At 66.9% G+C, this 24,570-nt stretch carries 24 protein-coding genes; 11 read left to right on the plus strand and 13 right to left on the minus strand.

Annotated features, from left to right (window positions below):
- Nucleotides 1-48: 48 nt before the first annotated feature.
- Nucleotides 49-723, minus strand: a complete 675-nt coding sequence (mtrA, locus tag JCQ34_RS12350; RefSeq protein ID WP_214943351.1) for an MtrAB system response regulator MtrA — start codon at nucleotides 721-723, stop codon at nucleotides 49-51.
- 177 nt (nucleotides 724-900) lie between these two features.
- Between mtrA and JCQ34_RS12355 the strand changes: the two genes are divergently transcribed.
- The 6 genes from JCQ34_RS12355 to JCQ34_RS12380 are packed head-to-tail and all read left to right on the plus strand — an operon-like array spanning nucleotide 901 to nucleotide 7,444.
- The gene (locus JCQ34_RS12355; RefSeq protein ID WP_286397940.1) at nucleotides 901-2,517 is read left to right on the plus strand and encodes a hypothetical protein; all 1,617 of its coding nucleotides are present in this window, start codon (nucleotides 901-903) and stop codon (nucleotides 2,515-2,517) included.
- Nucleotides 2,507-3,145 carry a DUF4129 domain-containing protein gene (locus JCQ34_RS12360; RefSeq protein ID WP_286397941.1) on the plus strand — a complete coding sequence of 213 codons (639 nt, stop codon included), beginning with the start codon at nucleotides 2,507-2,509 and terminating at the stop codon, nucleotides 3,143-3,145. The genes JCQ34_RS12355 and JCQ34_RS12360 overlap by 11 nt, the downstream gene beginning before the upstream one ends.
- Nucleotides 3,142-4,368 carry a DUF4350 domain-containing protein gene (locus JCQ34_RS12365; RefSeq protein ID WP_286397942.1) on the plus strand — a complete coding sequence of 409 codons (1,227 nt, stop codon included), beginning with the start codon at nucleotides 3,142-3,144 and terminating at the stop codon, nucleotides 4,366-4,368. The genes JCQ34_RS12360 and JCQ34_RS12365 overlap by 4 nt, the downstream gene beginning before the upstream one ends.
- 53 nt (nucleotides 4,369-4,421) lie before the next feature.
- Entirely contained in the window at nucleotides 4,422-5,378 is a 957-nt protein-coding gene (locus JCQ34_RS12370; RefSeq protein ID WP_286404488.1) for an AAA family ATPase, read from the plus strand.
- Nucleotides 5,378-6,670 (plus strand): DUF58 domain-containing protein, encoded by a 1,293-nt coding sequence (locus tag JCQ34_RS12375; RefSeq protein ID WP_286397943.1) that lies wholly within the window; start codon nucleotides 5,378-5,380, stop codon nucleotides 6,668-6,670. The genes JCQ34_RS12370 and JCQ34_RS12375 overlap by 1 nt, the downstream gene beginning before the upstream one ends.
- A 60-nt stretch (nucleotides 6,671-6,730) precedes the next feature.
- Nucleotides 6,731-7,444 (plus strand): DUF4166 domain-containing protein, encoded by a 714-nt coding sequence (locus tag JCQ34_RS12380; RefSeq protein ID WP_286397944.1) that lies wholly within the window; start codon nucleotides 6,731-6,733, stop codon nucleotides 7,442-7,444.
- Between the two features lie 3 nt (nucleotides 7,445-7,447).
- Here JCQ34_RS12380 and JCQ34_RS12385 read toward each other — a convergent pair whose 3' ends face one another.
- From JCQ34_RS12385 to JCQ34_RS12425, 9 genes are all read right to left on the minus strand, one after another.
- The gene (locus JCQ34_RS12385; protein WP_286404490.1) at nucleotides 7,448-8,437 is read right to left on the minus strand and encodes a hypothetical protein; all 990 of its coding nucleotides are present in this window, start codon (nucleotides 8,435-8,437) and stop codon (nucleotides 7,448-7,450) included.
- 89 nt (nucleotides 8,438-8,526) lie between these two features.
- A complete protein-coding gene (locus JCQ34_RS12390; RefSeq protein WP_286397945.1) occupies nucleotides 8,527-8,934 on the minus strand; it encodes a chorismate mutase in 408 nt (135 codons plus the stop codon).
- A gap of 100 nt (nucleotides 8,935-9,034) precedes the next feature.
- Nucleotides 9,035-10,750 (minus strand): ABC transporter ATP-binding protein, encoded by a 1,716-nt coding sequence (locus tag JCQ34_RS12395; protein ID WP_286397946.1) that lies wholly within the window; start codon nucleotides 10,748-10,750, stop codon nucleotides 9,035-9,037.
- Nucleotides 10,747-11,772, minus strand: coding sequence for an ABC transporter permease (locus tag JCQ34_RS12400; RefSeq protein WP_286397947.1), 1,026 nt, complete (start codon nucleotides 11,770-11,772; stop codon nucleotides 10,747-10,749). Before JCQ34_RS12400 ends, JCQ34_RS12395 begins: the two co-directional genes overlap by 4 nt.
- Nucleotide 11,773: 1 nt before the next feature.
- A complete protein-coding gene (locus JCQ34_RS12405) occupies nucleotides 11,774-12,865 on the minus strand; it encodes an ABC transporter permease (protein WP_286397948.1) in 1,092 nt (363 codons plus the stop codon).
- 127 nt (nucleotides 12,866-12,992) lie between these two features.
- The gene (locus JCQ34_RS12410; protein WP_142133274.1) at nucleotides 12,993-14,633 is read right to left on the minus strand and encodes an ABC transporter substrate-binding protein; all 1,641 of its coding nucleotides are present in this window, start codon (nucleotides 14,631-14,633) and stop codon (nucleotides 12,993-12,995) included.
- Between the two features lie 269 nt (nucleotides 14,634-14,902).
- Nucleotides 14,903-16,036, minus strand: a complete 1,134-nt coding sequence (mnmA, locus tag JCQ34_RS12415; RefSeq protein WP_286397949.1) for a tRNA 2-thiouridine(34) synthase MnmA — start codon at nucleotides 16,034-16,036, stop codon at nucleotides 14,903-14,905.
- Between the two features lie 130 nt (nucleotides 16,037-16,166).
- Entirely contained in the window at nucleotides 16,167-17,396 is a 1,230-nt protein-coding gene (locus JCQ34_RS12420; RefSeq protein WP_286397950.1) for a cysteine desulfurase family protein, read from the minus strand.
- A 44-nt stretch (nucleotides 17,397-17,440) separates the two neighbouring features.
- On the minus strand, nucleotides 17,441-18,106 hold the full coding sequence (locus JCQ34_RS12425; protein WP_286397951.1) for a helix-turn-helix transcriptional regulator: 666 nt from the start codon (nucleotides 18,104-18,106) through the stop codon (nucleotides 17,441-17,443).
- 88 nt (nucleotides 18,107-18,194) lie between these two features.
- Here JCQ34_RS12425 and JCQ34_RS12430 point away from each other — a divergent pair, with 88 nt between their 5' ends.
- Nucleotides 18,195-18,617 carry a hypothetical protein gene (locus tag JCQ34_RS12430; RefSeq protein ID WP_286397952.1) on the plus strand — a complete coding sequence of 141 codons (423 nt, stop codon included), beginning with the start codon at nucleotides 18,195-18,197 and terminating at the stop codon, nucleotides 18,615-18,617.
- A gap of 111 nt (nucleotides 18,618-18,728) precedes the next feature.
- Here JCQ34_RS12430 and JCQ34_RS12435 read toward each other — a convergent pair whose 3' ends face one another.
- Entirely contained in the window at nucleotides 18,729-19,274 is a 546-nt protein-coding gene (locus JCQ34_RS12435; RefSeq protein ID WP_286397953.1) for a hypothetical protein, read from the minus strand.
- 352 nt (nucleotides 19,275-19,626) lie between these two features.
- Here JCQ34_RS12435 and JCQ34_RS12440 point away from each other — a divergent pair, with 352 nt between their 5' ends.
- The 4 genes from JCQ34_RS12440 (at nucleotide 19,627) to JCQ34_RS12455 (ending at nucleotide 22,759) form a co-directional block, all read left to right on the plus strand.
- Nucleotides 19,627-20,568: a J domain-containing protein gene (locus tag JCQ34_RS12440; protein ID WP_286397954.1), complete on the plus strand. Its 942-nt coding sequence runs from the start codon at nucleotides 19,627-19,629 to the stop codon at nucleotides 20,566-20,568.
- A gap of 22 nt (nucleotides 20,569-20,590) precedes the next feature.
- Complete coding sequence (locus JCQ34_RS12445; RefSeq protein ID WP_286397955.1) at nucleotides 20,591-21,058, plus strand: tRNA (cytidine(34)-2'-O)-methyltransferase; 468 nt, start codon at nucleotides 20,591-20,593, stop codon at nucleotides 21,056-21,058.
- Between the two features lie 203 nt (nucleotides 21,059-21,261).
- On the plus strand, nucleotides 21,262-21,870 hold the full coding sequence (locus JCQ34_RS12450; RefSeq protein WP_142133266.1) for a sigma-70 family RNA polymerase sigma factor: 609 nt from the start codon (nucleotides 21,262-21,264) through the stop codon (nucleotides 21,868-21,870).
- Nucleotides 21,871-21,880: 10 nt separating this feature from the next.
- Nucleotides 21,881-22,759 (plus strand): anti-sigma factor, encoded by an 879-nt coding sequence (locus tag JCQ34_RS12455; protein WP_286404492.1) that lies wholly within the window; start codon nucleotides 21,881-21,883, stop codon nucleotides 22,757-22,759.
- A gap of 71 nt (nucleotides 22,760-22,830) precedes the next feature.
- Here JCQ34_RS12455 and JCQ34_RS12460 read toward each other — a convergent pair whose 3' ends face one another.
- Both JCQ34_RS12460 and JCQ34_RS12465 read right to left on the minus strand, forming a co-directional pair.
- The gene (locus JCQ34_RS12460) at nucleotides 22,831-23,610 is read right to left on the minus strand and encodes a PIG-L deacetylase family protein (RefSeq protein WP_286397956.1); all 780 of its coding nucleotides are present in this window, start codon (nucleotides 23,608-23,610) and stop codon (nucleotides 22,831-22,833) included.
- A 4-nt stretch (nucleotides 23,611-23,614) separates the two neighbouring features.
- Nucleotides 23,615-24,562: an electron transfer flavoprotein subunit alpha/FixB family protein gene (locus tag JCQ34_RS12465; protein ID WP_286397957.1), complete on the minus strand. Its 948-nt coding sequence runs from the start codon at nucleotides 24,560-24,562 to the stop codon at nucleotides 23,615-23,617.
- Nucleotides 24,563-24,570: the final 8 nt, after the last annotated feature.

The following is a 24,570-nucleotide window of genomic DNA, read 5'->3' on the forward strand; positions in this document are numbered from 1 at the left end:
GTGTGCGGGGTTGTGCGCTGGTCCGGTTCCCCGCCCTGCGCAGCGGGGTCAGACCCCTGCTTTGTAGCCGACACCACGCACCGTCAATACAACTTCCGGGGCTTCCGGGTCCTGTTCGATCTTGGACCGCAGCCGCTGGACATGGACGTTGACCAATCTGGTGTCGGCAGCGTGGCGGTATCCCCAAACCTGTTCCAGCAGCAGCTCCCGCGTGAATACCTGCCAGGGTTTACGGGCCAGTGCCACCAGGAGGTCGAATTCCAGCGGGGTGAGGGAGATCCGCTCACTACCGCGGCTGACGGTGTGGCCGGCGACATCGATGGTGATGTCGGCGATGCGAAGAGTCTCGGGCGCCTTCTGGTCCCCGGGGCGAAGGCGGGCACGTACGCGTGCCACCAGCTCGGCGGGTTTGAAGGGTTTGGGCACGTAGTCATCGGCACCGGACTCCAGTCCGCGGACGACGTCGGAGGTGTCCGACTTGGCGGTCAGCATCACGATGGGCACGTCCGACTCGCCGCGGATCTGCCGGCAGACCTCGATGCCGTCCATGCCGGGAAGCATGAGGTCGAGCAGGACCAGGTCCGGCCGTGATGACCGGAAGACGTCCAGTGCCTGGGCGCCGTCGGCGCAAAAGACCGGCTCGAAGCCGTCATTACGGAGGACAATTCCAATCATCTCGGCCAGCGCTTCGTCATCATCTACCACCAGAATGCGTGCCTTCATAGCTATATATTCCCTTATCGGGATGGGTTTGTCCTGTTGAGGGGCTTCCGGCATGGCGGGAGTACTAGGCCGTCCGACGCCGGAACTATAGTCTTGGGGTCATGTCCTGCGCTTCCGGTGCGCACCTTGCGGCGGGCGGCAGGCGGGGCAGGCGGACTGGTATTGGGGGAGGAATCAGTGTCACCACAGGAGTCGGGGCCCGGGGAGCCCGGGCAGGAGCGGCCGGGCGAGGCACCGGACGGCAGTGCGCCGGCGCCGGCAGGCGCGCCGGGACCAGGAATGCCCCCACCAGGGACGCCAGGACCGGAAACGCCCAGACCAGGCGCGGGTGCCTGGGACCAGCCCTGGGCGCCTCCGGGCCACCAGCCACGCGAAGGCCAGCAATCACAGTCCGGGCGGCAGTCCCCTTGGGAGAAGCAGCGGCCATGGCAGCAGGGGTACCAAACGCAGCCGCAGCAGTGGCGGCAGCAGTCCGGGAATAACCCGTACGCGGGCGGTCCATACCCCGGCGCCTCTACCTCCGGGACCCAGCCAGACGGCGGCCAGGCATACGGCCGCAACGCCTACGGCGGACAGGCGTACGGCGGCCAGGCATATGGCGGGCAGCCCCAGAATGGATCCCCGTACAGCGGGCCGCAGTACCCGGGCTCCCCTTATTCCCCTGGGCCTTATGGAGGATCGCCCTACGGAGCCTCCCCGTACGGCGCCTCGCCCGCCACCCATCCGCGCTACGTGGCCCCGCCCAAGCCGGGGATCATTCCGTTGCGGCCCCTGATGTTCGGGGAGGTCCTGGACGGATCGTTCCAGGCCATCAGGCGCAATGCCAAGGCAATGCTCGGAGCCGGTTTGCTGGCGCAGTCACTGTCTGCCGTCCTCGCTGCGGTGGTCGCTGCACTCGTTGCCACGTCGTCAGGGTCTGTCCAGGCCTGGGCGGAAACGGCCAGCAGCGCCGAGCTTACTTCCCTGGGGATCGGGATGATGGCCGGCTTCATCCTCCTGTCGATCTTGTCGGTGTTCATTTCCGCCATCCTCCAAGGCGCCATGGTGGTGCCCGTGGCGCGCTCCATCCTGAACCGGCCCACGGGCTTCCGCCGCATGCTGTCGCTGGCGCGGCCAAGGTTCGGCGCGCTGGCCGCACTGGCGGCGCTGCTGGTTGCCGCGGTTATGGCCACCACGGCGATCTTTTTCGCCATCATTGTTTTCCTGTTCTCCAATGTCCGGGGCGCAGCCGTTCTGCTGGTCCTCCCCCTCATGCTGGCTTTTGGCGTCGCGGTTGCGTGGGTGGCGGTGAAGGTCATGGTGGCCCCTGCCGCCGTCGTGATCGAAGAAGTCGGGGCCCTCGCCGGAATCCGTCGCTCCTGGGAACTCACGCGGGCCAACTGGTGGCGGATCCTGGGCATCACCTTGGTGGTCGCCATCCTGGTCGGAGTGATCACCCAGGTGGTCCTGATCCCGGTAAGCCTCCTGCCCGCGTTCGTGTCCGGTGTTGTCTCGCCGCACGGCGGCAGCGGGCAGGACGCCACAATGGGCGCCGTCATGGGCGTGGTCACTGCGGTGATCGGTGCCTTGGTGGGCGCGGTGGCCTACGCCTACCAGACGTCCGTGATGGCGCTGCTCTACATGGACCTGCGGATGCGCAAGGACGGTCTGGACATCGCGCTGCTGCGCCAGCTGGAGACCGGCGCTGATCCTGACGGCGTCCCGGGCCGGGGAACGCAGGCAGGCAGCAGCACGCCGCACCCCGGATACGGGACGGCACCAGGGTCGCCGGGGGCATGGCCGTATGGCCGCTGAACCTCCGGTGCTCCCTGATTCGGCGGAAGCACGGCGCTGGGCGGTGGAGGAGCTGGCCAAACCGGAATACCGGGACGCCGCCCCGTCCTGGCTGGACACCCTCTGGCGGAACTTCCTCGACTGGCTGCAGTCTCTGGGCGGCTCCTCCGGGGACCCGGCAGCGGTGCCCAGCCCGGTCATCGCCCTCGTCATTGCGGCCATCATCGCAGCCGCCATCATCCTCGCCCGCCCCCGGCTGAACGCCCGCGCGCGGAAAGCCAGGGACGTCTTCGAAAGCGAAGCCTCCATGTCAGCCACGGACTACCGGAACCGGGCAGACGCCGCAGCCGCGGCCGGAAAGTGGGGGGACGCCGTCGTCGACCGTTTCCGGGCGGTGGTCCGCAGCGCTGAAGCCCGCACTGTACTGGACCCGCAGCCGGGCCGCACCGCGGACGAAGCGGCACGGGCACTGTCCATACCTTTCAATACTGAGTCGGGGCGATTGCTGCGGGCGGCGGCCGTCTTTGATGGCATCCGGTATGGGAACAGGGCAGCAGGCAGGGCCGACTACCAGGAGATGACGGGTCTGGACTCCGCCTTGGACGCCATGAAACCGGTTCCCGCCGGCAGCGCGGTACGGCTGCCATGAGCGTGTCCGCTACTGACACCAGGCAGCCGGGGCCGGCCGGCAGCCTGGCAGACACCCCGGAAGCCGTGCCCGTCACAGCGAGGCCGCAGGCCCGAAAGTTCCTCGCGTGGCTGCGGCAGCACCGTGGACTAACGGCAGCGGGTGTTTTGGTGGCTGCTGCATTGGCACTGGTGATCGGCACGCAACTCGCTCCCAAGGGCGACACCATTCCCCTCTCCGTCCACAATGCCGGGCCGGACGGGGCCAGGGCGTTGGGCGAAATCCTGGGCCGGCACGGAGTCTCCGTCCACACGCCCGCCCGCTTCGACGCAGCGCTGAACGACCTGCGTTCCGGCTCCTCCCCTACCCTCCTGCTCTATGACAGGAACGGCATCCTGGGTGAGCCACAGCTGGCCGCCCTGATTTCGGCCGCGGACAAAGTGGTGGTGGTCTCCCCCAGGCTGGAAACTGTCACCGCCCTTGACAGCGGGATCCGCCAGGCCGGTGTGGTTCCCGATGGCTTCCCGGTCCTGGAGCCCGGATGCACGCACCCGGACGCGGAGGCAGCCGGACAAGTCACGGGCCAAGGTGGCTTCGTGTACGACGGCGGGACGTCCTGTTACCGGACAGCGGGAACCGCCGGGATGCTCGCCGTCAGCAACGACGGACGCCTGGCCGTGCTGGGCAACAGGGCCGTGCTGGGCAACGACAAGCTGGATGAACTTGGCAACGCCGCGCTCGCGGTCCGGATGCTCGGTAAGTCGCCGGACCTCGTCTGGTACCTGCCCTCGCTGGAGGACGTAGCGGTGACCGGATCCGGGAAAACACTCGATGACCTTGCACCGGACTGGGCCCGCTTCCTGGGCCCCTGGCTGGTTCTGGTGGCATTGGCCGCCGTCCTGTGGCGGGGACGCCGCCACGGCCCACTGGTGTTCGAGCCGCTGCCGGTGGTGGTCAAGGCTGTTGAGACGGCGGAGGGGCGCGCCCGGCTCTACCAGGACTCCCGCTCCATCGGCCAGGCCCGGGACAACCTGCGGGCCGGGCTGCTGGTGCGGCTCTCCGGAAAGCTCCGCCTGGGCCCGGGCGCCACTGCCGAGGACACCATAGCCGCTGCCGCCAGGCTCCTCGGCATGGACGCTACCGCCATCCGCGCGCTGATAAACGAACACCCCGCAACCGAAGCCCGGCTTGTGGCCTGGTCACAGGCGCTGGACAAACTCGAGAAAGAGGTCATGACCCGATGAGCGAACAGAGCAGTGGCCCGGGAACCCTTAATGCCGTGGACTCCGGCAGCTACATGGACGACGACGGCGCGCGGCAGGCATTGCTTGCTGTCCGTCGGGAAGTGGCAAAGGCAGTGGTGGGACAGGACGCCACCGTCACCGGCCTCCTGATTGCCCTGCTGTCGCAGGGGCACGTGCTGCTGGAGGGTGTACCCGGAGTTGCCAAGACCCTGCTGGTCCGGGCGCTCTCTTCCGCCTTGAGCCTGGACACCAAGCGCGTGCAGTTCACCCCCGACCTCATGCCAGGCGATGTCACCGGTTCTCTGGTTTACGACTCCCACACTTCCGAATTCAGTTTCCGGGAGGGACCTGTTTTCACCAACCTGCTGTTGGCTGATGAGATCAACCGCACCCCTCCAAAGACCCAGGCTTCGCTCCTCGAGGCCATGGAAGAGCGGCAGGTATCGGTGGACGGCGCCTCCCGGCGGCTGCCGGCGCCCTTCCTTGTGGCGGCTACGCAGAATCCGGTGGAGTACGAGGGGACCTATGCCCTGCCGGAGGCGCAACTGGACAGGTTCCTGCTCAAGCTCACCATGCCGCTGCCTGAGCGCGGGGACGAAATTGAAGTCATCCGCCGCCATGCCGCCGGGTTCGATCCCCGGGACCTGGCAGCAGCCGGCGTCCGGGCGGTGGCCGGCGCGGAGGACCTGGAACGGGCGCGGGAGGCAGTGACGCGGGTGGCCGTGGAACCGGAAATCATCGCGTACATCGTTGACCTCGTACGGGCAACCCGGGCCGCCCCTTCATTCCAGCTGGGCGTATCACCCCGCGGTGCCACTGCACTCCTCAACACCTCACGGTCCTGGGCATGGCTCTCCGGCCGCCCGTTCGTCACCCCTGACGACGTCAAGGCACTGGCCCTGCCGTGCCTGCGGCACCGGGTGGCCCTGCAGCCCGAAGCCCAGATGGACGGCGTCCGGGTGGACGATGTCCTGGGCAGCATCCTGGCGTCCGTCCCCGTCCCACGCTGATGGCCGTCTCGGGACGCTTCGTTGCGCTGGTGCTGCTTGGCCTGGTGCCGGTGCTGCTGTCCCCAGGGTGGCTGACCGTGCTTGCCACCGCCGCCGTGCTCGCGGCCCTGTTGGTGGCGGACCTGGTCTTCGCGGCCTCCCTTCGCCGGGTCAGCGTGGTGCGCGCGGAGCCGGAAAACGTGACGCTTAACAGGTCGATGAACGCCGTCCTCACGGTCCGAAACAGCGGCAGCCGCGCGCTCCGGGGATCGCTGCGGGATGGCTGGCAACCGTCCGCCGGGGCACAGAACCCGGTCCAGGACATCGACGTACCGGCCGGGGAAGGCAGGCGCTACGATGTCCGGCTGCTGCCGGTCCGAAGGGGTGACCTGGCAGCGCCGCACGTGACGCTTCGCTCGTTCGGGCCCCTGCGCCTGGCCGCCCGCCAGCGCACCATCGAATGCCCCGGCTCAGTGCGGGTATTGCCGCCCTTCCATTCGAGGCGGCACCTGCCCTCGAAACTGCTGAAACTGCGCGAACTCGACGGGAAGGCCGCCGTCCAGATCCGCGGCGCCGGCACCGAGTTCGACTCCCTGCGCGACTACGTCCGCGGCGATGACGTACGCTCCATCGACTGGCGCGCCACGGCGAGGCGCTCCGCAGTGGTGGTCCGGACGTGGCGCCCGGAACGGGACCGGCGGGTGGTGATGGTCCTCGACACGTCCCGCACGTCCGCGGCCAGGATTGGTGACGAAACGCGCCTCGACACCGGGATCGAGGCGGCACTCCTCCTGGGGGTACTGGCCGAACGGGGCGGAGACCGGGTGGACTTCGTGGCCTTCGACCGCAGGACGCGGGCGCGGGCAGGCTCTGCCGGGCAGGGCACCATCCTCGGCCGGCTGGTCCAGGCCATGGCGCCCCTTGACGCCGAACTGATCGAGATGGACTGGCCCGCCGTCCCTGCGCAGATCCGGGCCGTATCCACGCACCGGTCCCTCGTGGTGCTGCTGACGTCACTGGACGGTGGAGCGTCGGAAGAGGGCCTGCTGCCGGTGGCCGAGCGGCTGGCCAGCCAGCATGTGGTGGTAGTGGCGGCCGTCCGCGACCCCCAACTGGGTGCCATGCTCAGGGAACGAAACGACGCCACCGGAGTCTTCCGCGCGGCAGCGGCTGAGCGGGCACTCCTGCAGCGTGCGGCGGTGACCGCGGAGCTGCGGCGCTATGGAGTGGAGGTGGTGGACGCCGAGCCCCACGAACTGCCGCCCCGGCTGGCGGACATGTACATCCGGCTCAAAGCTGCCGGTAGATTGTGAACCCGGAGACAGTCAGCCCCGCTTGGCACGAGGTCACAGGCAACAGGAGGTCCACTATATATGAGCGTCCCCATTTACCGGCAGGCCCTGGGCGCGGAGTTCTCCCGGCTGCAACCCGAGCTGCAGGAGTACTTCTCTCTGGCGCCGGGATCCGGGCACTACGGCGTGGGGGAAGGAACGTTCGACGTCGTCGGGTGCCGCCAGCGGTGGCTGCGCCCTCTGCTGCGCCTCACTGGGGGCGAAGAAGCTTTCTTTCCCGAGTACGGTGAAAACATCCCGTTCCGGATCGAGAACCATGCGCACCAGGATCCGTTCGGCCGTTCCAGCCTCACCGCCCGCCGCGAAATACGTTTCCCGGAACGCACCCGGCTTTTCCAGGACACCACCAGCGCCACCACCCGGACCGGCGCCACCCAGCTGGTGGACTACGTGGGACGGTACCGGCGCCTGGTAACTGACCTGAACCTCAGCGTCACCCTGGAAGGAAGGCTGCGCGGAGTATCAGAAGCTTCGCGGCTCTTCCTGGGCCCCCTCCGGGTACCCCTTCCGCCAGGCCTGGATGCCAAGGCCTATGCCGAACAGTGGTGGGACCCGGAGGAGGGCAGCAACGGGCGGCACCGCATCCAGGTGAAGGTCATCCAGCCGCAGATCGGCCTGGTCCTGGTGTACGCGGGTGCCTTCGACTACCGGCTGCGCCCCTACAGCGGCGGCAGTTCCGCGCAAAGCTACCTTCCCCGCTACGCGCAGCCGGAACGCTGGGAAAGCAGGGTCTAGCCCCTACCCCAGTACCTGCTGGTTGAGGCCGTCAGCCACCTGGGTAAGCCTGCCCAGGACCGCGGTGGCTTGCGTGGGTGTGAGGCCGGCCAGTCCTGCCGAGGGCGTCACCCGGGTGGCGGCCAGCAGCGACGCCGGAAGGCCCAACTGGCGCCAGGGACGCCATACGGACTCCACGCAGTCGGCAACCTTGGGCAGCGGCCCCCCAGACACCTCCAGGGCGCCTGCCCAAAACTGTTTCCCGGCCTCCACCGCACCGGCCACCTGCTCCCACTGGCGGTTCGTCAACGCCCTCAGCGGCAACGCAACGCCGTCGGCGCCGGCGGACAGGACCAGTTCGATCGGCGCCTCGATTTCCGGAAACGAAACCACCACGTCTGCGGCACCGGCTGCGCGCAGGGCATCCAGGACCAGCCGCCAGGACTCCCGTGCTTCCGATGCCGCCACCGCACGGAGTGTGCGGTAGCCGCTGGCGGTGGGTATGGTTCCGGCCAGCACGGCGGCAATGGCGGGCTCGTCCACCTGCACCACCAAGCGGGCACCCGGAACGGCTGCTGCCACCCGCGCGAGGTAACTGCCGGCTCCTGCTGCGAGGGAAGCGGCCAGGTCCCGCCGCGCGCCATGGTCCAGCAGCGCGCGCTCACCGTTGTGCAGGTACAGGCCTGCGGCAAGGCTCAGCGGGCCCACCAATTGCACCTTGAATTCAGCAGCGGAAACGTCTTCCGCCCCCGCCACGTCGGCAAGCACGTTCAAATCGGTGGAGAGCGCCGACGCGGCACGCCGCATGTCCTTGCCGGGCCGGTCCACAAGCCGCCATCCGTGGGGTTGGACATCCACCGCGAGTTCCTCCAGGAGGGAAGCGGTACGACCCAGCGCGTCGGAACCAACCCCGCGGTCCGGAAGCTCGGCCAGGAACGGCAGGTGCGGGCTGCCGAGCTCGCCCCGGATAATCCGGGTTGCCTCGAGCGGGTCCTCGCCCGGCCACGGACCCAGTGCCGTTGCCGTGACCTCCGCGGCTTCGTATGAAGGCCCCGCGGCCTCAGCCGCTGGCTCGCCGGACCCCCGTTGGTTCGGTTCCCGGCTCACGCCAGTGCGGAGGTCTGGGACTGTTGGCCGGAGGAAGCCTGGTGGTCCTCGGCGATGGCCTCGTGGTGGCGGATTACCTCGCCGATGATGAAGTTGAGGAACTTTTCGGCAAATGCCGGGTCAAGGTGCGCGTCCTCGGCCAGGCGGCGCAGGCGCGCGATCTGGGCGGCCTCCCGACCGGGGTCACCGGCGGGCAGGCGGTGGGTGGCCTTGAGGAAGCCGACTTTCTGGGTGGCCTTGAAGCGTTCAGCCAGGAGGTACACCAGCGTGGCATCAATGTTGTCAATGCTGGAGCGGATGGACAGCAGTTCAGCCATCACCGATTCGTCCACGTGGCCTGCCAGGGAACTGGCGGTGGGATCGAAATCATCGGAGCCAGGAGGGATGGGGTTGTGCTGCGTCATGGCTCCAGTCTATGGGAGCGGACGGAATCACCGCGGGTGTGAAGCGCCGGTGCCGGCAGCCTGCCGGCACCGGCGCTTCACTGCGTGACGCACTGCAGGGTCAGATGCCCAGGAGCGCCCGGTGCTCCTCCCGGCGTTTCGCTTGTTCGGCCGGGTCAGGAACGGGCAGGGATGCAATCAGCCGCCGCGTGTAGTCATGCTGCGGGTTGCCCATCACCTGGCTGCCGATCCCCTGCTCCACCAGCTTCCCCTTGTACAACACGCCAACCCAGGAGGACAGGATGTCCACCACCGCAAGATCGTGGCTGATGAAGAGGCAGCCGAACCCAAACTCCTCCTGAATGTCCCTGAACAGCTCCAGGACCTTCGCCTGCACCGAAACGTCCAGGGCCGACGTCGGCTCATCCGCTATCAGCAGCCGGGGGTTCAGGCTCAGGGCACGCGCCAGTGATGCCCGCTGCCGCTGGCCGCCGGACAGCTCGTGCGGGTAACGCCCCGCGTACGACGCCGGCAGCTGGACTGATTCGAGCAGCTCACCAACGCGCTTGCGCGCCTGGGCATCGCTTGGCCTCGTGTGGATGAGCATCGGCTCTGCAATGCACTCGCCAATGGTCAGCTGCGGATTGAAGGAGGCGGCCGGGTCCTGGAACACGAAGCCAATATCCTTGCGCAGCGGCTTGAAAGTGCGCTCGCGAAGATTCAGCATCTCGTAGCCCAACACCTTGAGGCTCCCGCCGGTGGTGCGGTTGAGCCCGGCGATGGCGCGGCCGATGGTGGTCTTTCCGGACCCTGACTCCCCCACGAGGCCAAACACCTCGCCCTTGGACAGGGTGAAACTGACACCATCCACGGCTTTGAAGGCGGGCGCCCCAAGCCGCCCCGGGTACTCGATCTCCAGGTTGTCGGCAGCCACCAGCACTTCCTCATCCTGGTGGCGGCGTTCGGTCAGGCCTGCCGACGCCGAGTTGCGGCCCAGGTGCGGCACCGCGGCAAGGAGGTTGCGGGTGTATTCCTGCCTTGGTTCGGCGAACAGCGTCTTCGCCGGAGCTTCCTCCACGACGTCGCCCTGGTACATCACCACCACACGGTCCGCCAGGTCAGCCACCACGCCCATGTTGTGCGTGATCAATACGATCGAGGTGCCGTACTTGTCCCGCAGGTCCCGGAGGAGTTCCAGGATTTCGGCCTGGACGGTGACATCCAGGGCGGTGGTGGGTTCGTCGGCAACAATGAGGCCGGGGTTCAGCGCCAGCGCCGCGGCGATCACCACCCGCTGCTTCTGCCCGCCGGAGAACTGGTGCGGGTAGTAGTTGACGCGGTGTTCGGGATCGGGGATGCCCACCTTGCGCAGGGCCTCGATGGCGCGGGCTTTGGCTTCCTTCGCGGACACCCGTCCCCCGCCGTTCGCTCCCGCATGGGCACGGATGCCTTCGGCGATCTGCCACCCCACCGTAAACACTGGGTTCAGGGCGGTGGACGGTTCCTGAAACACCATGGCCACGTCGCGGCCGCGGATCTGGCGCAGCCGCCCCGGGCTGAGGCTGATGACGTTGGCGCCGTTGATCAGCACCGCGCCCGAACTCACGGCAGTTTCCGGAAGCAGGCCCAGGATGGTTTTCGCGGTCACCGTTTTACCGGAGCCGGACTCGCCAACGATGGCCAGCACCTCGCCGGCCCTGACCTCCAGGCTGACATCCTTGACGGCGCGCACGTCACCGCCGTCCGTGGCGAACGTGACTTTCAGGTGGTCGATGTCCAGGACTGTTATACGGTCCTGGTCCTGCTGGTCTGACAGTGAACCAAGGTTTTCGCTCACGGGTTGCTCAATTCTGTTTCGGTGCCGGATCCGCCGGAAGCGGCCGGCGCAGCGCCAGTGCCCTTGCGTCCGCTGCGCTTGCGGCCGCGGAGGCGCGGATCGTTGAGGTCGTTAATGCTTTCGCCCACCAGCGTCAGCCCGAGGACTGTCCATACGATGGCCAGGCCGGGGAAAAGGCCCGTCCACCAGATCCCCGACGTGGTGTCCGCGAGCGCCTTGTTCAGGTCGAAGCCCCACTCGGCCGCAGAACTTGGTTCAATGCCGAAGCCCAGGAAGCCCAGGCCCGCCAGGGTCAGGATGGCTTCGGAGGCGTTGAGGGTGAAGATCAACGGCAGGGTGCGGGTGGCGTTGCGGTAGATGTGCCGGGTCATGATGCGGATGTTCGATGCGCCCACCACCTTTGCCGACTCCACGAAGGGTTCAGCCTTGAGCCGGATGGTCTCTGCCCTGATCACCCTGAAGTACTGCGGGATGAACACCACCGTGATGGAGATGGCCGCGGCCAGGATACCGCCGAACAGGCTGGACTGGCCGCCGCTGATGACGATGGCCATCACGATGGCAACCAGCAGTGACGGGAACGCGTAGATCGCGTCGGCCACCACCACGAGGACCCGGTCCAGCCACCCGCCGATGTAGCCGCTCACCAAACCGAGGATGACGCCCGCGAAAATGGAGAGGACCACGGCCACGATGATGACCAGCAGTGCCGTCTGGGTACCCCAGATGACGCGTGACAGGACGTCGTATCCACCCACGGTGGTGCCCAGGAGGTGTTTACCTCCCGGGGCCTGCTGGGTGGGGAAACTGCCGTCGGCGTCGGACAGCTGCGCGAAGCCGTAGGGCGCCAGCAATGGTGCGGCCAGCGCCGTGAGCAGGAAGATGCCGGTGAGGACCAGGCCCACCACCAGCATGAAACGCTGCAGGCCGACGCTCTTGTTGAAGTGCGACACTACCGGCAGCCGGCGGATGAAGGATGCCCGCGGGTTTGCGACGGGTTCGAGAGTGGTTTCTGCGGTCATGTCAGTACCTCACGCGGGGGTCGATCAGCGCGGCGATAATGTCCACGATGAAGTTGGTGACGGCGACGATGACTGCCAGCAGCACCACAATGCCCTGGACAGCCACGAAGTCGCGCGCCGTGAGGTAGTTGGCCAGCTGGAACCCGAGGCCCTTCCATTCGAAGGTCGTTTCGGTGAGCACGGCGCCGCCGAGCAGCACCGCGATCTGTAGGCCCATGACGGTGATGATGGGAATCAGCGCCGGCTTGTAGGCGTGCTTGGTGACGAGCCGGTACTCGCTGACCCCACGCGAGCGCCCCGCTTCAATGTAGTCCTTGCCCAGGGTGCCGATGACGTTTGTCCGCACCAGCCGGAGGAAGACTCCCGCGGTAAGGAAGCCCAGTGCCAGCGCTGGAAGGACGGCGTGGGACATCACGTCGCTGAAGGCGGCCATGTTGCCGCTGCGCAGGGCGTCCAGCCAGTAGATGCCGGTGGGAGCTTCCAGTGCGGTGAGGGACAGCTCGGTCCTGGTGCCGGCTCGGCCGGCGACGGGAAGCCAGCCCAGCCACACCGAGAACACCAGCTTGAGCAGCATGCCGGCGAAGAAAACCGGGGTGGCGTAGAAGAGGATGGCCAGGATCCGGAGCACGGCGTCCGGGAGGTGGTCACGCCGGTGCGCGGCGACCATGCCGAGCGGGATTCCCACCAGCAGGGCGACGATGAGGGCGTTGATTGCCAGCTCCAGTGTGGCCGAGCCGTAGGTGGTCAGCATCTCGGTGACCTGGCGGTTGTCCGAAAGCGTTGTGCCGAAGTTTCCTGTGACCAGCTGGCCCAGGTATTCGAAGTACTGCACGAGCAGCGGCCGGTCATAGCCGGCGGCGTGGATCCGTTCCTGCAGCTGGTCCGGGGGCAGCCGGCCGCCCATGGCGGCCGTGATGGGGTCCCCGGTAATCCGCATGAGGAAGAACACCATGGTGACGAGGATGAGGATGGTTGGGAAAATCAGCAGAAAGCGGACCAGGATGTACTGGCCAAGCCCTCCGCCTGCCTGCTTTTTCTTTGGCGGAAGGAGCGCGTCCGCGTCACTGGGTGGCGCGTCAATCAAAGTTGTCATCGGTACCTGGATTCGTGGTGACCGGGAGCCAGCAGTCCCCTCGGTGCTGGCTGATGACCGGCAAAAGGCGGGACACCGTCGCGGCGTCCCGCCTCTGGCCTGTCAGAGCCCGATGGGGGTGGAGTGCTTACTTGGACAGGACGCCAAGGCGGGTCTTGAAGGAAGGATCAAGGGTCTTTTCGACGCCCTTGACATCTTTCCCCGCCACCAGCAGCTGCGAGCCCTGGAGAAGCGGCAGGGTGGAGAGGTCCTTGGCCACAGCCGTCTGCACATCGCCGATCAGCTTCTGGCGCTCGGTCTTGTCCGGGGTGGTGAGCTGCTTCTGCACCAGGTCCGTGACGGTCGGGTTCTCGTAGTGGTTCTTCAGGAAGTTACCGGGGATGAAGAACGGCGTGAGGTAGTTGTCAGCATCGGAGTAGTCCGGGAACCACCCCAGCTGGTACACCGGGTAGGCGTCAGCGGTGCGTGCCTTGGAGTAGGTCACCCACTCGGTGGACTGCAGGTCCACGGTGAACAGGCCTGACTTCTCCAGCTGCTCTTTCACCATGGCGTACTCGTCGCCGGAGGACTTGCCGTAGTGGTCCGGGTTGTACTGCAGCTTGATGTTGACCGGACCGGTGATGCCGGCGTCGGACAGGGTCTTCTTGGCCTTGTCCAGGCTCGGCTTGCCGCTGCCGTCGCCGTACATCTCCTTCATGGGCTGGGTTGCACCCGGCAGGCCGTCAGCGACCACCGAGTACGCGGGAACGTAGGTTCCCTTGTAGACCTGGTCGGAGATGGCCTGGCGGTCCACGATGTCAGCCATGGCCTGGCGGACCGCCAGCGCCTTGGCTGGGTTGGCTTCCGGCGTCTTGGCACCGAAAGGCATGGTGTCGAAGTTGAAGACGATGTACCGGAGCTCACCACCCGGGCCCTTGTAGACCTTGACCTTGGAGTCCTTGTCCAGGTCCGCGGCATCGGTTGCGGTCAGGCTGCGGCCGGCAACGTCGATGTTGCCACCCTGGACGTCCAGCTTCAGGTTGTTGGAGTCCGCGTAGTACTTGATGACGGCGCTGTCGTTTGCGGGCTTGCCCAGCAGTCCGTTGTAGTCCGGGTTGCTCTTGAGGCTGACAAGTTCGTTCTTCTTGTAGGAATCGATGGTGTAGGGGCCTGCGAAGGGCTTGCCGGCGACGATGTCTTCATCGCTCATCACTTTGTCGGCCGGGAAGACTTCCTCGTCCACGATCGGCCCGGTGTTGGTACCCAGGACACTGGGGAACACCTGGTCATTGCCGGCCTTGAGGGTGAACACCACTGTGGTGTCATCCTTGGCTTCAACCGACTTGAGGTTGGACAGCAGGGAGGCGGGACCGTTGGGATCGTCAATCTTCACCACGCGGTCGTAGGAGAATTTCACATCCGAGGCGGTCAGGGCGTGCCCATTGGCGAACTTCAGGTTGGGCTTGAGCTTCACCGTGAACTCCGTCGGCGAGGTAAAGGACGCGGACTCAGCGATGTCCGGACTGACCTCGGCTGAGCCGGGCTTGGAGTTCATCAGGAAGGGGTAGACCTGGTTCATCACCAGGAAGGACCCGGCGTCATAGGAGCCCGCGGGGTCGAGGGTGACGACCTTGTCGGTCGTTCCGAAGGTGATGGCACCGCCACCGGCGCTTCCGCCGCTCGACGTTCCACCGCCGCCGCCCGATGGCCCGGTGCAGGCTGTCAGGGCCAGGGCGGAAATGCCTGCCAGCGCGATGGCGCGGTGCAGGCCGGTTGTGCTCTTGATCATCTGTGAACTTTCTGTCCGATGAGTACGCGCGCGCCGGAGACACGGGCAATGTTGACCCCTGCCCCGGCGGGCAGTGCTGATCCCTAGATTCAATCAGAGAGTCAGCCCTCAAGACGGCCAATTCCGTGACTTGAAACACAAAATTTATCTCATTGGTACTGTTGCCCACTTGCCGGACAAAGTCTGCCCGCGCCGGGCCGCAAAAAGTTCCGGGGACGGCAAAGCCCCGCCCCGGGGCAGACCGGGACGGGGCTATCAAAAGGGGTGGGTTACAGGGCAGCCCGCTGGAGCGAACGAGCGGCGTCGATGGTTGCCTGGCCCAGAACCCTGGAGCCCTGGTACAGGACCACGGTCTGGCCGGGAGCTACGCCCCGCAGCGGTGTCACCAACCGGACCACCAACTGGCCTCCGGCCGCGCCGTCGGCGGCGGGTTCCATGTGCGCAGTGGCCGGAACCGGGTCCCCGTGGGCCCGCACCTGTGCGTAGCAGTCGAACCCGGCACCCGTTTCCACTTCTGCGATGGGAAGCCCTGCCCAGGACACCTTGATGCCGCGGATCTCATCAATGGCGAGCAGCGCCTCTGGGCCCACCACCACCTTGTTTTCCTTGGGCCGGATTTCCAGCACGAAGCGGGGCTTGCCGTCAGCAGCAGGAGTCCCCAGCTTCAGTCCGCGCCGCTGGCCGACGGTGAACGCATTGGCACCGGGGTGCTCCCCCACCTTGGTTCCCGTCTCGTCCACGATGTCGCCGCTGGTCATGTCGATCTTTTCAGCAAGCCAGCCCGCGGTGTCGCCGTCGGGGATGAAGCAGATGTCATGGCTGTCCGGCTTGTTGGCCACCGAGAGCCCGCGCCGCTCCGCTTCGGCCCGCACCTCGGCCTTGGAGGGGGTGTCCGCCAGCGGGAACATGGAGTGCTTGAGCTGTTCGTGGGTGAGCACGCCAAGGACGTAGCTCTGGTCCTTGGCCCAGTCGGCAGCGCGGTGCAGTTCCCGGTTGCCGTCGGCGTCCTCGATGACCTTGGCGTAGTGCCCGGTGCAGACGGCGTCGAAGCCCAGGGCGATGGCCTTCTCCAGCAGGGCGGCGAACTTGATGCGTTCGTTGCAGCGCATGCAGGGATTGGGCGTCCTGCCGGCCGCGTATTCGTCGATGAAGTCCTGGACGACGTCTTCCTTGAAGCGCTCGGAAAAATCCCACACGTAGTAGGGAATTCCGAGTACGTCGCAGGCACGCCACGCGTCGCGGGAGTCCTCGATGGTGCAGCATCCACGGCTGCCGGTGCGCAGGGTTCCGGGCATGCGGGACAGGGCAAGGTGGACGCCGACGACGTCGTGCCCGGCCTCCACCGCGCGGGCGGCGGCAACAGCGGAGTCAACTCCACCGCTCATGGCTGCTAGTACTCGCATGCTGGCTTTCTGTTGGGGGATGCTTGCTTCCCGGGGCCGCCATGGACTGGACGCAGCGGCGGCGGAAACGATCTTCGACTATCCATTCTACGGCGGCAGGCAAATCGGCCGGAAAAGGTGAGGGTGAGGGTCACGCCCCGCCCGGCACCTGCCGTGCCACGGTCCCTGCGGTCTGGATCGAGGACTCATGCCCGGCCATGCCCGCCTGGCGAGCCCGGGCATAAGCCTCAGGCAGCGCCGCAAGCAGGGCGTCGACGTCGGCTTCCGTGGAAGCGTGCCCCAGGCTGAACCGCTGGGCTCCACGCGCCGTTTCCTCGTCCAGGCCCATGGCCAGGAGCACGTGGGAGGGCCGGGGCACGCCGGCCGTGCACGCCGAACCAGTGGACGATTCGATCCCCGCGAGGTCAAGGAGGAACAGCAGCGAGTCCCCTTCACAGCCGGGGAAGGTGAAATGGGCGCTTCCCGGAAGCCGGCCGGCGCCGGGTGCACCTCGGAGGACCGCCTCCGGCACCCGTTCGCGGACGCCGTCGATCAGCCTGTCCCGCAGCGCGGCGATCCGTGCCGACTCCGTGGGAAGCGCTGCAGTGACAGCTTCCGCGGCTGCAGCGAAGGCGGCAATGGAAGGGGTGTCCAGGGTGCCGGAGCGTACATCGCGCTCCTGCCCGCCGCCATGCTGCACGGGCGTCAATTTCACCGCCCGTCCCAGCAGGAGTGCCCCCACCCCCACGGGACCCCCGATTTTGTGCCCCGAGATGGACATGGCGTCCAGGCCGGAATCCTTGAAGTGCACCGGCACCGAGCCGAACGCCTGGACTGCATCGGAATGCACCGGGACGCCCGCACCATGGGCCAGTTCAACGATGCGCCGGATCGGCTGGATGGTGCCCACCTCATTATTGGCCCACATGACGGTCACCAGCGCCACGGTACCTGGATCGCGCGCAAGTTCAGTTGCGAGCACGTTGAGGTCCAGCACTCCTTCGCCGTCCACCGGCAGCCAGGTCACCTCGGCACCTTCGTGGCGCTCAAGCCATTCCACGGTGTCAAGGACCGCGTGGTGTTCGACGGCGGAACAAAGGATGCGACGCCGTCGGGGGTCTTCTGCCACTCGGGACCAGTACATGCCCTTCACCGCGAGGTTGTCCGACTCGGTGCCTCCCGAGGTGAAGATCACCTCCGAGGGGTGCGCTCCCGCCGCTGCGGCGATGGCCTCCCGCGCATCCTCCACGGCACGGCGGGCACGCCGTCCGGACCCATGCAGAGATGAGGGGTTGCCGGTCCGCGCGAGTTCCCGGGTCAAGACGGCGAGCGCGGCGCCGGAAAGCGGCGTGGTGGCGGCATGATCGAGGTAGGCGGGCATCCTTCAATTCTATCGTGCCGCGCCTCAGCTCCCGCCGGGCACCGTCAGCCGGCGCCCTTGATCCGGGCGCAGCAATGACCCGGTCCGGAGGCCTCGGCAACACGGTCCTCGGGGCCGCCGCAGCCAACCGCCGCCCCACGCAGGAAGGCGCCGTTCATGTCGCACACCACTGTTGCGTGGGCCCTCGAAAGTCTATGGAAGGGGCAGTTGGGCAGCAGGTAGCCGCCGTCACCATCAGGCTGCGGCTGGTAGCCCGCCTCCGACAGGAAATCCTCCAGACCGCCGGCCGCTGCTGCGAGCTCCCGGCCCTTCCGGAACGCAACGGCGCGCAGCGATTCCCCCACCGGCCCGCCTTCGGCCTGCGAAGACTCGATGGCAGCGGCCATCAGCTCCCCGGCGAGGTCATAGTTCCGGTCCGGTACGGAGGCTGCCACTTCGCCGCCCACCGGCCGGTACATCTTGGCCGGGCGTCCCGAGCCTGGCCCCGTCCTGCCCGCTGGCTTGTGGAACTCCACGGCCAGCAGTCCATCCTGGACCAGCCTGTCCAGGTGGAAGGAAACGGTGCTCCGCGCCATACCTGCGGCCTCGGCCACCTCATCGCGCCCCATCGGCCGGGGCGACGCCGTAACCAGCTCGAATAGTTGCAGCCTTTTATCATCCGTGAGTGAGGCGACGGCCGCGATCCTGTCCGCCCAGGGAAGTCGGTACATGGGGCCTCCAAATCCAAATTCAAGATCTATTGATTATAGAACGCCAGCTTTCTAAAATTACGATACCTACTTTTAGAAGGAGTACACCATGAAACCAGCATCGGCAGTGCGCACCCGGCATGCATTCACCACCGTGCCGGCGGCCCGGCAGGCCTTCCTGCTGCTGCGCACTGTCTTCACCGTTGCACCCATCCTCTTCGGCCTGGACAAGTTCACGAACGTCCTTGCCCAGTGGACTGTCTATCTAGCGCCCCAGGCCACCGCGGTGGTGCCACTGCCACCCCAGACCTTCATGTATGTCGTTGGGTTGGTGGAGATCATCGCCGGCGTGGTTGTGGCGGTGCGTCCAAAATACGGCTCGTTGCTGGTGGCCGCCTGGTTGGCCGGGATCATCATCAACCTGCTGCTGCTGGGAAGCTTCTACGATGTGGCCCTGCGGGACTTCGGGCTCCTGGTAGGCGCCCTGGCCCTCAATCGGTTGTCAGTGGGGGTCGGGCGGGCCGCCGAGTAGCCCGGTTCTGCCCGCGGAAGCGGGCGTTCTGTGCAAAGAATCCGCCGGCAGCTGTGCCCTCCAGCCGCCGGCGGCCTTGCGCCAACTGGCCGGCCTTGCCAACGGGCCAGGTCAAGCACCGGGAGGAAGCAGCGGCAGGTAGCGGCGGACGTCGTTGCGCGCTGACGCCAACGCCGCCGCGTCCGGGCAGGACACCGATATATAGGCCGACGAATCCGCCGTACCAAAAACCCTCGCCATCACCGCAGTGGACCGTCCGCCCGGGGCCGCCTGCTCCAGCGCCAGCACTTCCACGTTTTTGCCCGGGGCATCCGGGGTGCCGCCCCACTGCAATGTCTCCGTTTTCAGGTACGAAGGCTGGATGGTGCCGTCCAGGTACTGGAAGAGAGCAACAGTGGAATCCCGGTCCCCGCCCCGCGCCAGCGGAGCCTGGCCTGTACTGACACGGGCCGCCACAACGCAGCCGTCCGTCTTTGCATATTGGCTGGCACCGGCCACGTTTTCCTTTTCGAGCTTCCAGCCCGGCGCGCCTTTCAGCTCATCAGAGATGCCCACCGGCACTCCCGGCGCCAGGGTCCCGCCGGCAGCGAAGGGCAGGTCCCGCGCCGCAACTGCGGCGGCGTCGTATCCCGGGGTGATGGTGGGAGTGGCCGGCACCGGAGTATTCGAAGTTGCAGCCGGTGCGGAAGGATCCGGAACCCCAACGCTGCAGCCGCCCAAGAGCACAGCGCCCAGGCATGCGAAGGCGAGCGGCACTCCCCTGTGCCGTGCCCTGCCGGGCCGCCCAGCCGTCGTCGGCATTTCCATTTCCACCCCTGTTAGTTTCCTTCCGGCCGCGGGTCCCCGTTCAGCCGCGCAGGCACGAGTCTAGACTCCGGTCCCCCGGGAACCCGCAAGCACCCGGCGTTCGTTGTCACGGCATGGCCGCCACAAGTGCTGGCTAGACTGGGCGGGCACGGGTTTCCCCGACGGAAAACAGGAAGCCGCGCATGATGAAAAGGAAGAATGCTTGACCGAGAGCAGCAGCTCCCACTACCAGGTCCTTCGCGTGGCCGTCACCGCCACCGACAAGGAAATCAAGGTGGCTTACCGCCGAGCCGCCAGGATTGCGCATCCGGACCACGGCGGTGATGCCGCAACCTTCCGGCGCGTGACTGCTGCCTACGAAACCCTGATCGATCCGCAGCGGCGAAAAGCATACGACCGGTCCTATGGCGCCGGTTCAGTCCGCGGCGCTGCGCCCGACGACGGCGCCCACTTTGATGCCCCGGCCGCCGGAAGCAGAGCGTCGGCCACCGTCCGGAGGCCAGGCAACAGCAGGAACACCGCCGGCGACCCGCCGATCTACGTTCCGCCGTACGAAGGAAACGACGTTGCCCTCATCCCCCTGGCCCAAGCCCGCCAGCAGGTTCACGGGGTGCCGCGGAAACGCGGCATCTTTGGCGCTGAGGCCCGCATCCAGCGCGAGATGCGCACCGTGCAGCTGCTGACCCGGCAGGTGCTGCCTGCCATTCCCGCCGCCCGGCTCATCAATGGACTCCAATCCCCGGCGGACAACAGCCACATCGACCATGCGGTCCTTTCCGGCTACCGGCTGGCCCTGGTCAACTCCATGCTCCTGCCCAGGGGTGCCTACGCCTGGGACGGCAGGACGCTCAACCATGGCGGCCGCTCTGTGGCACCTCCGCAGCTGGCCCGGGTGGTGTGGGCCATGCAGGAAATCTTCCCGGAGCTCAACGTCACAGGATGGACCGTGGTGCACGGCCCGGACGGAAACCTCCATGAACCCGTGATTGACCACCACCGGCGGCCCGCCGGAGCCCTGGAGACCGTCCAGATCTTGAACGCGGCGGGCACGGTGCGGGGCCTGAAGGATTTCCTTGCCTCCGGTCCCGCACCCAACACAGTGAACGTCCCGGTCCTGGCCAGGCTGCTGCGCGGCATGCACTGACGGCGGTGGCTAGGATGGGGAGGTGTTCCGCATCCTTTTCCATGAACCAGAGATTCCCGGCAATACCGGCAACGCCATCCGCCTCGCCGCCATCACGGGCGCCGAACTGCACCTTGTGGAACCCCTTGGCTTCGACTTTTCCGACGCCAAGCTGCGCCGGGCCGGGCTGGACTACCATGACCTCGCCGTGGTTACCGTGCACAAGACCATCGAGGACGCCTGGCAGCACCTCCAGCCCGAGCGCGTCTACGCGTTCACCTCTGACGGCACCACCAGCTACACGGACATCGACTACGCCCCGGGCGACGTCCTGATGTTTGGCCGCGAATCCGTCGGGCTGCCGGCCGAACTGAAGAACGATGCCCACGTGACCGCCACGGTGCGGCTGCCCATGTTGCCGGCCCTTCGTTCCCTCAACCTTGCCAATGCCGCCTCCATCGCTGTCTATGAAGCCTGGCGCCAGCAGGGCTTTGCGGGGGCAAGGCTTTAGGATCCCGCTCCGGATCACGGAAAATCTTTACCCGTCGTCCCATCCGCGCCCGGCCCTGCTCCGAACAGCTCCTGTAGGCATTCAAGCGGACCGGGACCAAGGAGCGGCAGGTGACACTACTGGAGGCAGGATCCAGGCCGGACAGCCGCAGCCGGCACGGCACTGCTGAGGATTCCCCGCCCGGAGACTTATGCTTGGACGTAATGGAAACTCCCAACGCGCCGAATTCCGAGGGCTCCGCCGCGGTGACTGACCCACCGGCTGACCTCAGCCAACGCCTCTCGGTCCTGCTGGCGGGCATCGCCCGTGGGGACCAGGCATCGTTTGCCGAGTTCTACCAGCTGACGTCCCGGCGGGTCTTCGGCATGGCGCGCCGCGTCCTGATCGATCCCGAACTCAGCGAGGACACCACGCAGGAAGTCTTCCTGCAGGTCTGGCAGAACGCCGCGAAGTTCGATCCGCAGGCAGGCAGCCCGCTCTCCTGGCTGATGACCATCTCGCACCGGCGGGCCGTGGACAAGGTGCGCTCGTCACAGTCCTCCACCGACAGGGAAGCCAAGTACGGTGCCAGCACGCAGGACATCGACCATGACACCGTTTCCGATGAAGTGGGCAGCCGGCTGGAAGCGGAGGCCGTGGTCCGCTGCCTGGGGACGCTGACGGAAACACAGCAGGAATCCGTGCGCCTGGCCTACTACGGCGGCCTCACTTACCGTGAGGTGGCAGAACGGCTGAATGCGGCAGTGCCCACTATCAAGTCCCGCATCCGCGACGGACTGATCCGATTGAAGACCTGTTTGGGGGTGAGTTGAGATGAGCGGAATGGAAGAAGGCCGCAACAGTCGGTCAAGTTCCTTCGGTGACACCGTGGCGATGGATCTTGCCGCAGGCCGCGCCGTGGACCTCGCAGAGCTCTATGCCCTTGACGCGGTCACGGAGCAGGAACGCGATGCCATTGACCGGTACATCTCCACCGCCCCGGAGCCGGAGCGGCTGGCCTTCCTTGCACGCGTCCGGCAGTCCCGGGAGGCCCTGGCCCGTACTTTCCGTGCGGAGGAGGAGCCGCCGTCGGACCTGTTCGAACGGATCGTCGCCCAGCTTCCTGCCCAACTCCCCAGCCATGGTGGACCAGGAGCGGTCGACGCACCGGCACCGGCCGGAAGCACACTGCCGGCTTCTTCGCAGGGCACCCCTGCCGGCGCCGGTACACAGGATGAGCTGGCGCAGGCGCGCAAGCGCCGCGAGGAGCGGCGCGGCCCATCCGGCACCCGGCGCTGGCTGGTGGGCGTCGCGGCAGCAGCGGCCATCGCGCTCGGCGGTGTGGGCGTGGGCGCCTACATGGCCGACCAGAACGATCCCGTCAACCAGGTGGCCAGGGCAGGCGACCTGCGCGAGGCGTCCGTGAACGTGGCGGGCGGCGGCAAGGCAACCCTGCTGATTTCAGCATCCGAGGACGCTGCCGTAGTGAAGATGAGCGGCGTCCCCGCTCCCCCTGCGGGCAAGGTCTACCAAATGTGGCTGATCCCCAAGGACGGTTCGGCACCGGTGTCGCAGGGGCTGATGGACGAGCAGGCTCTCTCCAAGCCTGCCGTGGTCCAGGGCATCCATTCTGCCGCGTCGCTGGGCATCACTGTCGAGCCGGCCGGCGGGTCCAAGGCCCCCACGCTGCCGACGGTCGCGGCGGCTCCGCTCGGAGCCTGAGGTTCGAGTCCCGGCAACAGGAAAGCGCCCCCGGTTCCGTTATGACAGGAACCGGGGGCGCTTTTCCGTACCTAGAAACCTGCGATTGTGTCTGGCCCGTTGACGGCCACCACGTGGAAGGCTTCCGCGCTGCGCCCTTCCGGCAACCCTGCCCTGGCGGCATTATGCTGCATCCCCTGGCGGACGGTGACTTCCATCGCCGCGACGTCGGGGTGCTGGCTGACATGGACATGGATGGCAGCCAGCTTGGCGTCCACGTGGTCCGTGACGTCCACGAAGTGGTTTTCCCGTTCCCCGGGCCCTGCGTAGAGCCACAGCCATGGCAGCTTGTAGGCCTCTAGACCGGCGTCGGCCAGTTCGGGGTAGGCGAAAGGGTTTTCGAGTGCCGGATACACGGCCCGCGTCACTGCCTCCCCCACGGCCAGGTGGTCCGGGTGGCTCTTTTGGATCCGCTCCCAGTTCCGTTCCGGATGCATGGCAAGGACGACGTCGGGACGGACTTCGCGGATCAGCCGCACCACGGCCTTCATCACTTCGTGCGACGGCTCAAGGTACCCGTCCCGCTGGTGGAGGTAGTGGATGTCGGTGACACCGACCAGCTTGGCGGCCCGGCGCTGTTCGGCGTCGCGCATGGCGATGATGTCCGCACGGTGGGCCGGGTCGAAGCCGCCCGCTTCGCCGTCGGTCATGATGCAGTAGCTGACCTGGACGCCGGCCGCCGTCCAGGCGGCGACGGTTCCGGCAGCGCCAAAGTCGATGTCGTCAGGATGGGCCGCAAAACAGAGCACCCGCCCAACCCGGTGCTTATCCGGGTTGAACGGGCTCCCTGCCTGCCCCGTGGAGGCAGTCAACGAATCAGCCCTTGCGCTTCTTGATCTCGGCGGCGGCCTGCGGCAGGACATCGAAGACGTCGCCGATGATGCCGAAGTCCGCAATCTCGAAGACCGGGGACTCGGCATCCTTGTTGACCGCAACGATGACCTTGGACGTCTGCATGCCCGCCTTCTGCTGGATGGCGCCGGAGATGCCCGCGGAAATGTACAACTGCGGGGAAACGGTCTTGCCGGTCTGCCCCACCTGGGCGTCGTGGCTGATCCAGCCCGCATCCGTGGCGGCGCGGGAGGCGCCGACAGCTGCTCCAAGTGCATCGGCCAACTCTTCGACGGGACCGAAGTCGCCGTCCATGCCGCGTCCGCCGGCCACCACGATCCGCGCGTCGGTGAGGTCGGGCCGGCCGCTGGCCACCTTCTGCTGCCGTTCGGTGATGCGGGCCGCTGCGGCTACCGCGGGAACCTCCACCGTGGCGGTCCCGGGAGTTGTGGGGGCCGCCGCGGGCTCCGGGGTGACGTTGTTGGCCTTCAGGGTCACTACGGACACCGGGGTGCTGGCCTTGCAGGCGGTGTTGTAGGAACCGGCCAGCACCGATTTGTGAGCGGTGCCGTCCGGGTCCACGGCGACGACGTCGGTGATGACGCCGGCGTTCAAGCGGATGCCCGCACGTGCAGCGATCTCCTTGCCTTCCGGTGAGTTGTCCAGCAGGACGATGCCGGCACCGGTGGTTTCAGCGGCGGCGGCAACATAGGCAGCCTTCGGTGCCACCAGGAAGTCGTCCAGGTCCTGGGCCGAGGGGCGCAGAATGCCGCCCACGCCGTATTCGGCGAAGGTGGCAGCGACGCCGTCGGAGAGTTCGCCGTTGAGCGCCACTGTGCTCTCGCCCAGGGAACGGGCCAGGGTCAGCAGTTCCAGGCTGCTCTTCTTGAGCGACGCGCCGGGGTTGTCGATGAATACGAGTACTTTTGCCATGTCGGTGT

This window comes from Pseudarthrobacter defluvii (assembly GCF_030323865.1).
Taxonomy (GTDB): domain Bacteria; phylum Actinomycetota; class Actinomycetes; order Actinomycetales; family Micrococcaceae; genus Arthrobacter; species Arthrobacter sedimenti.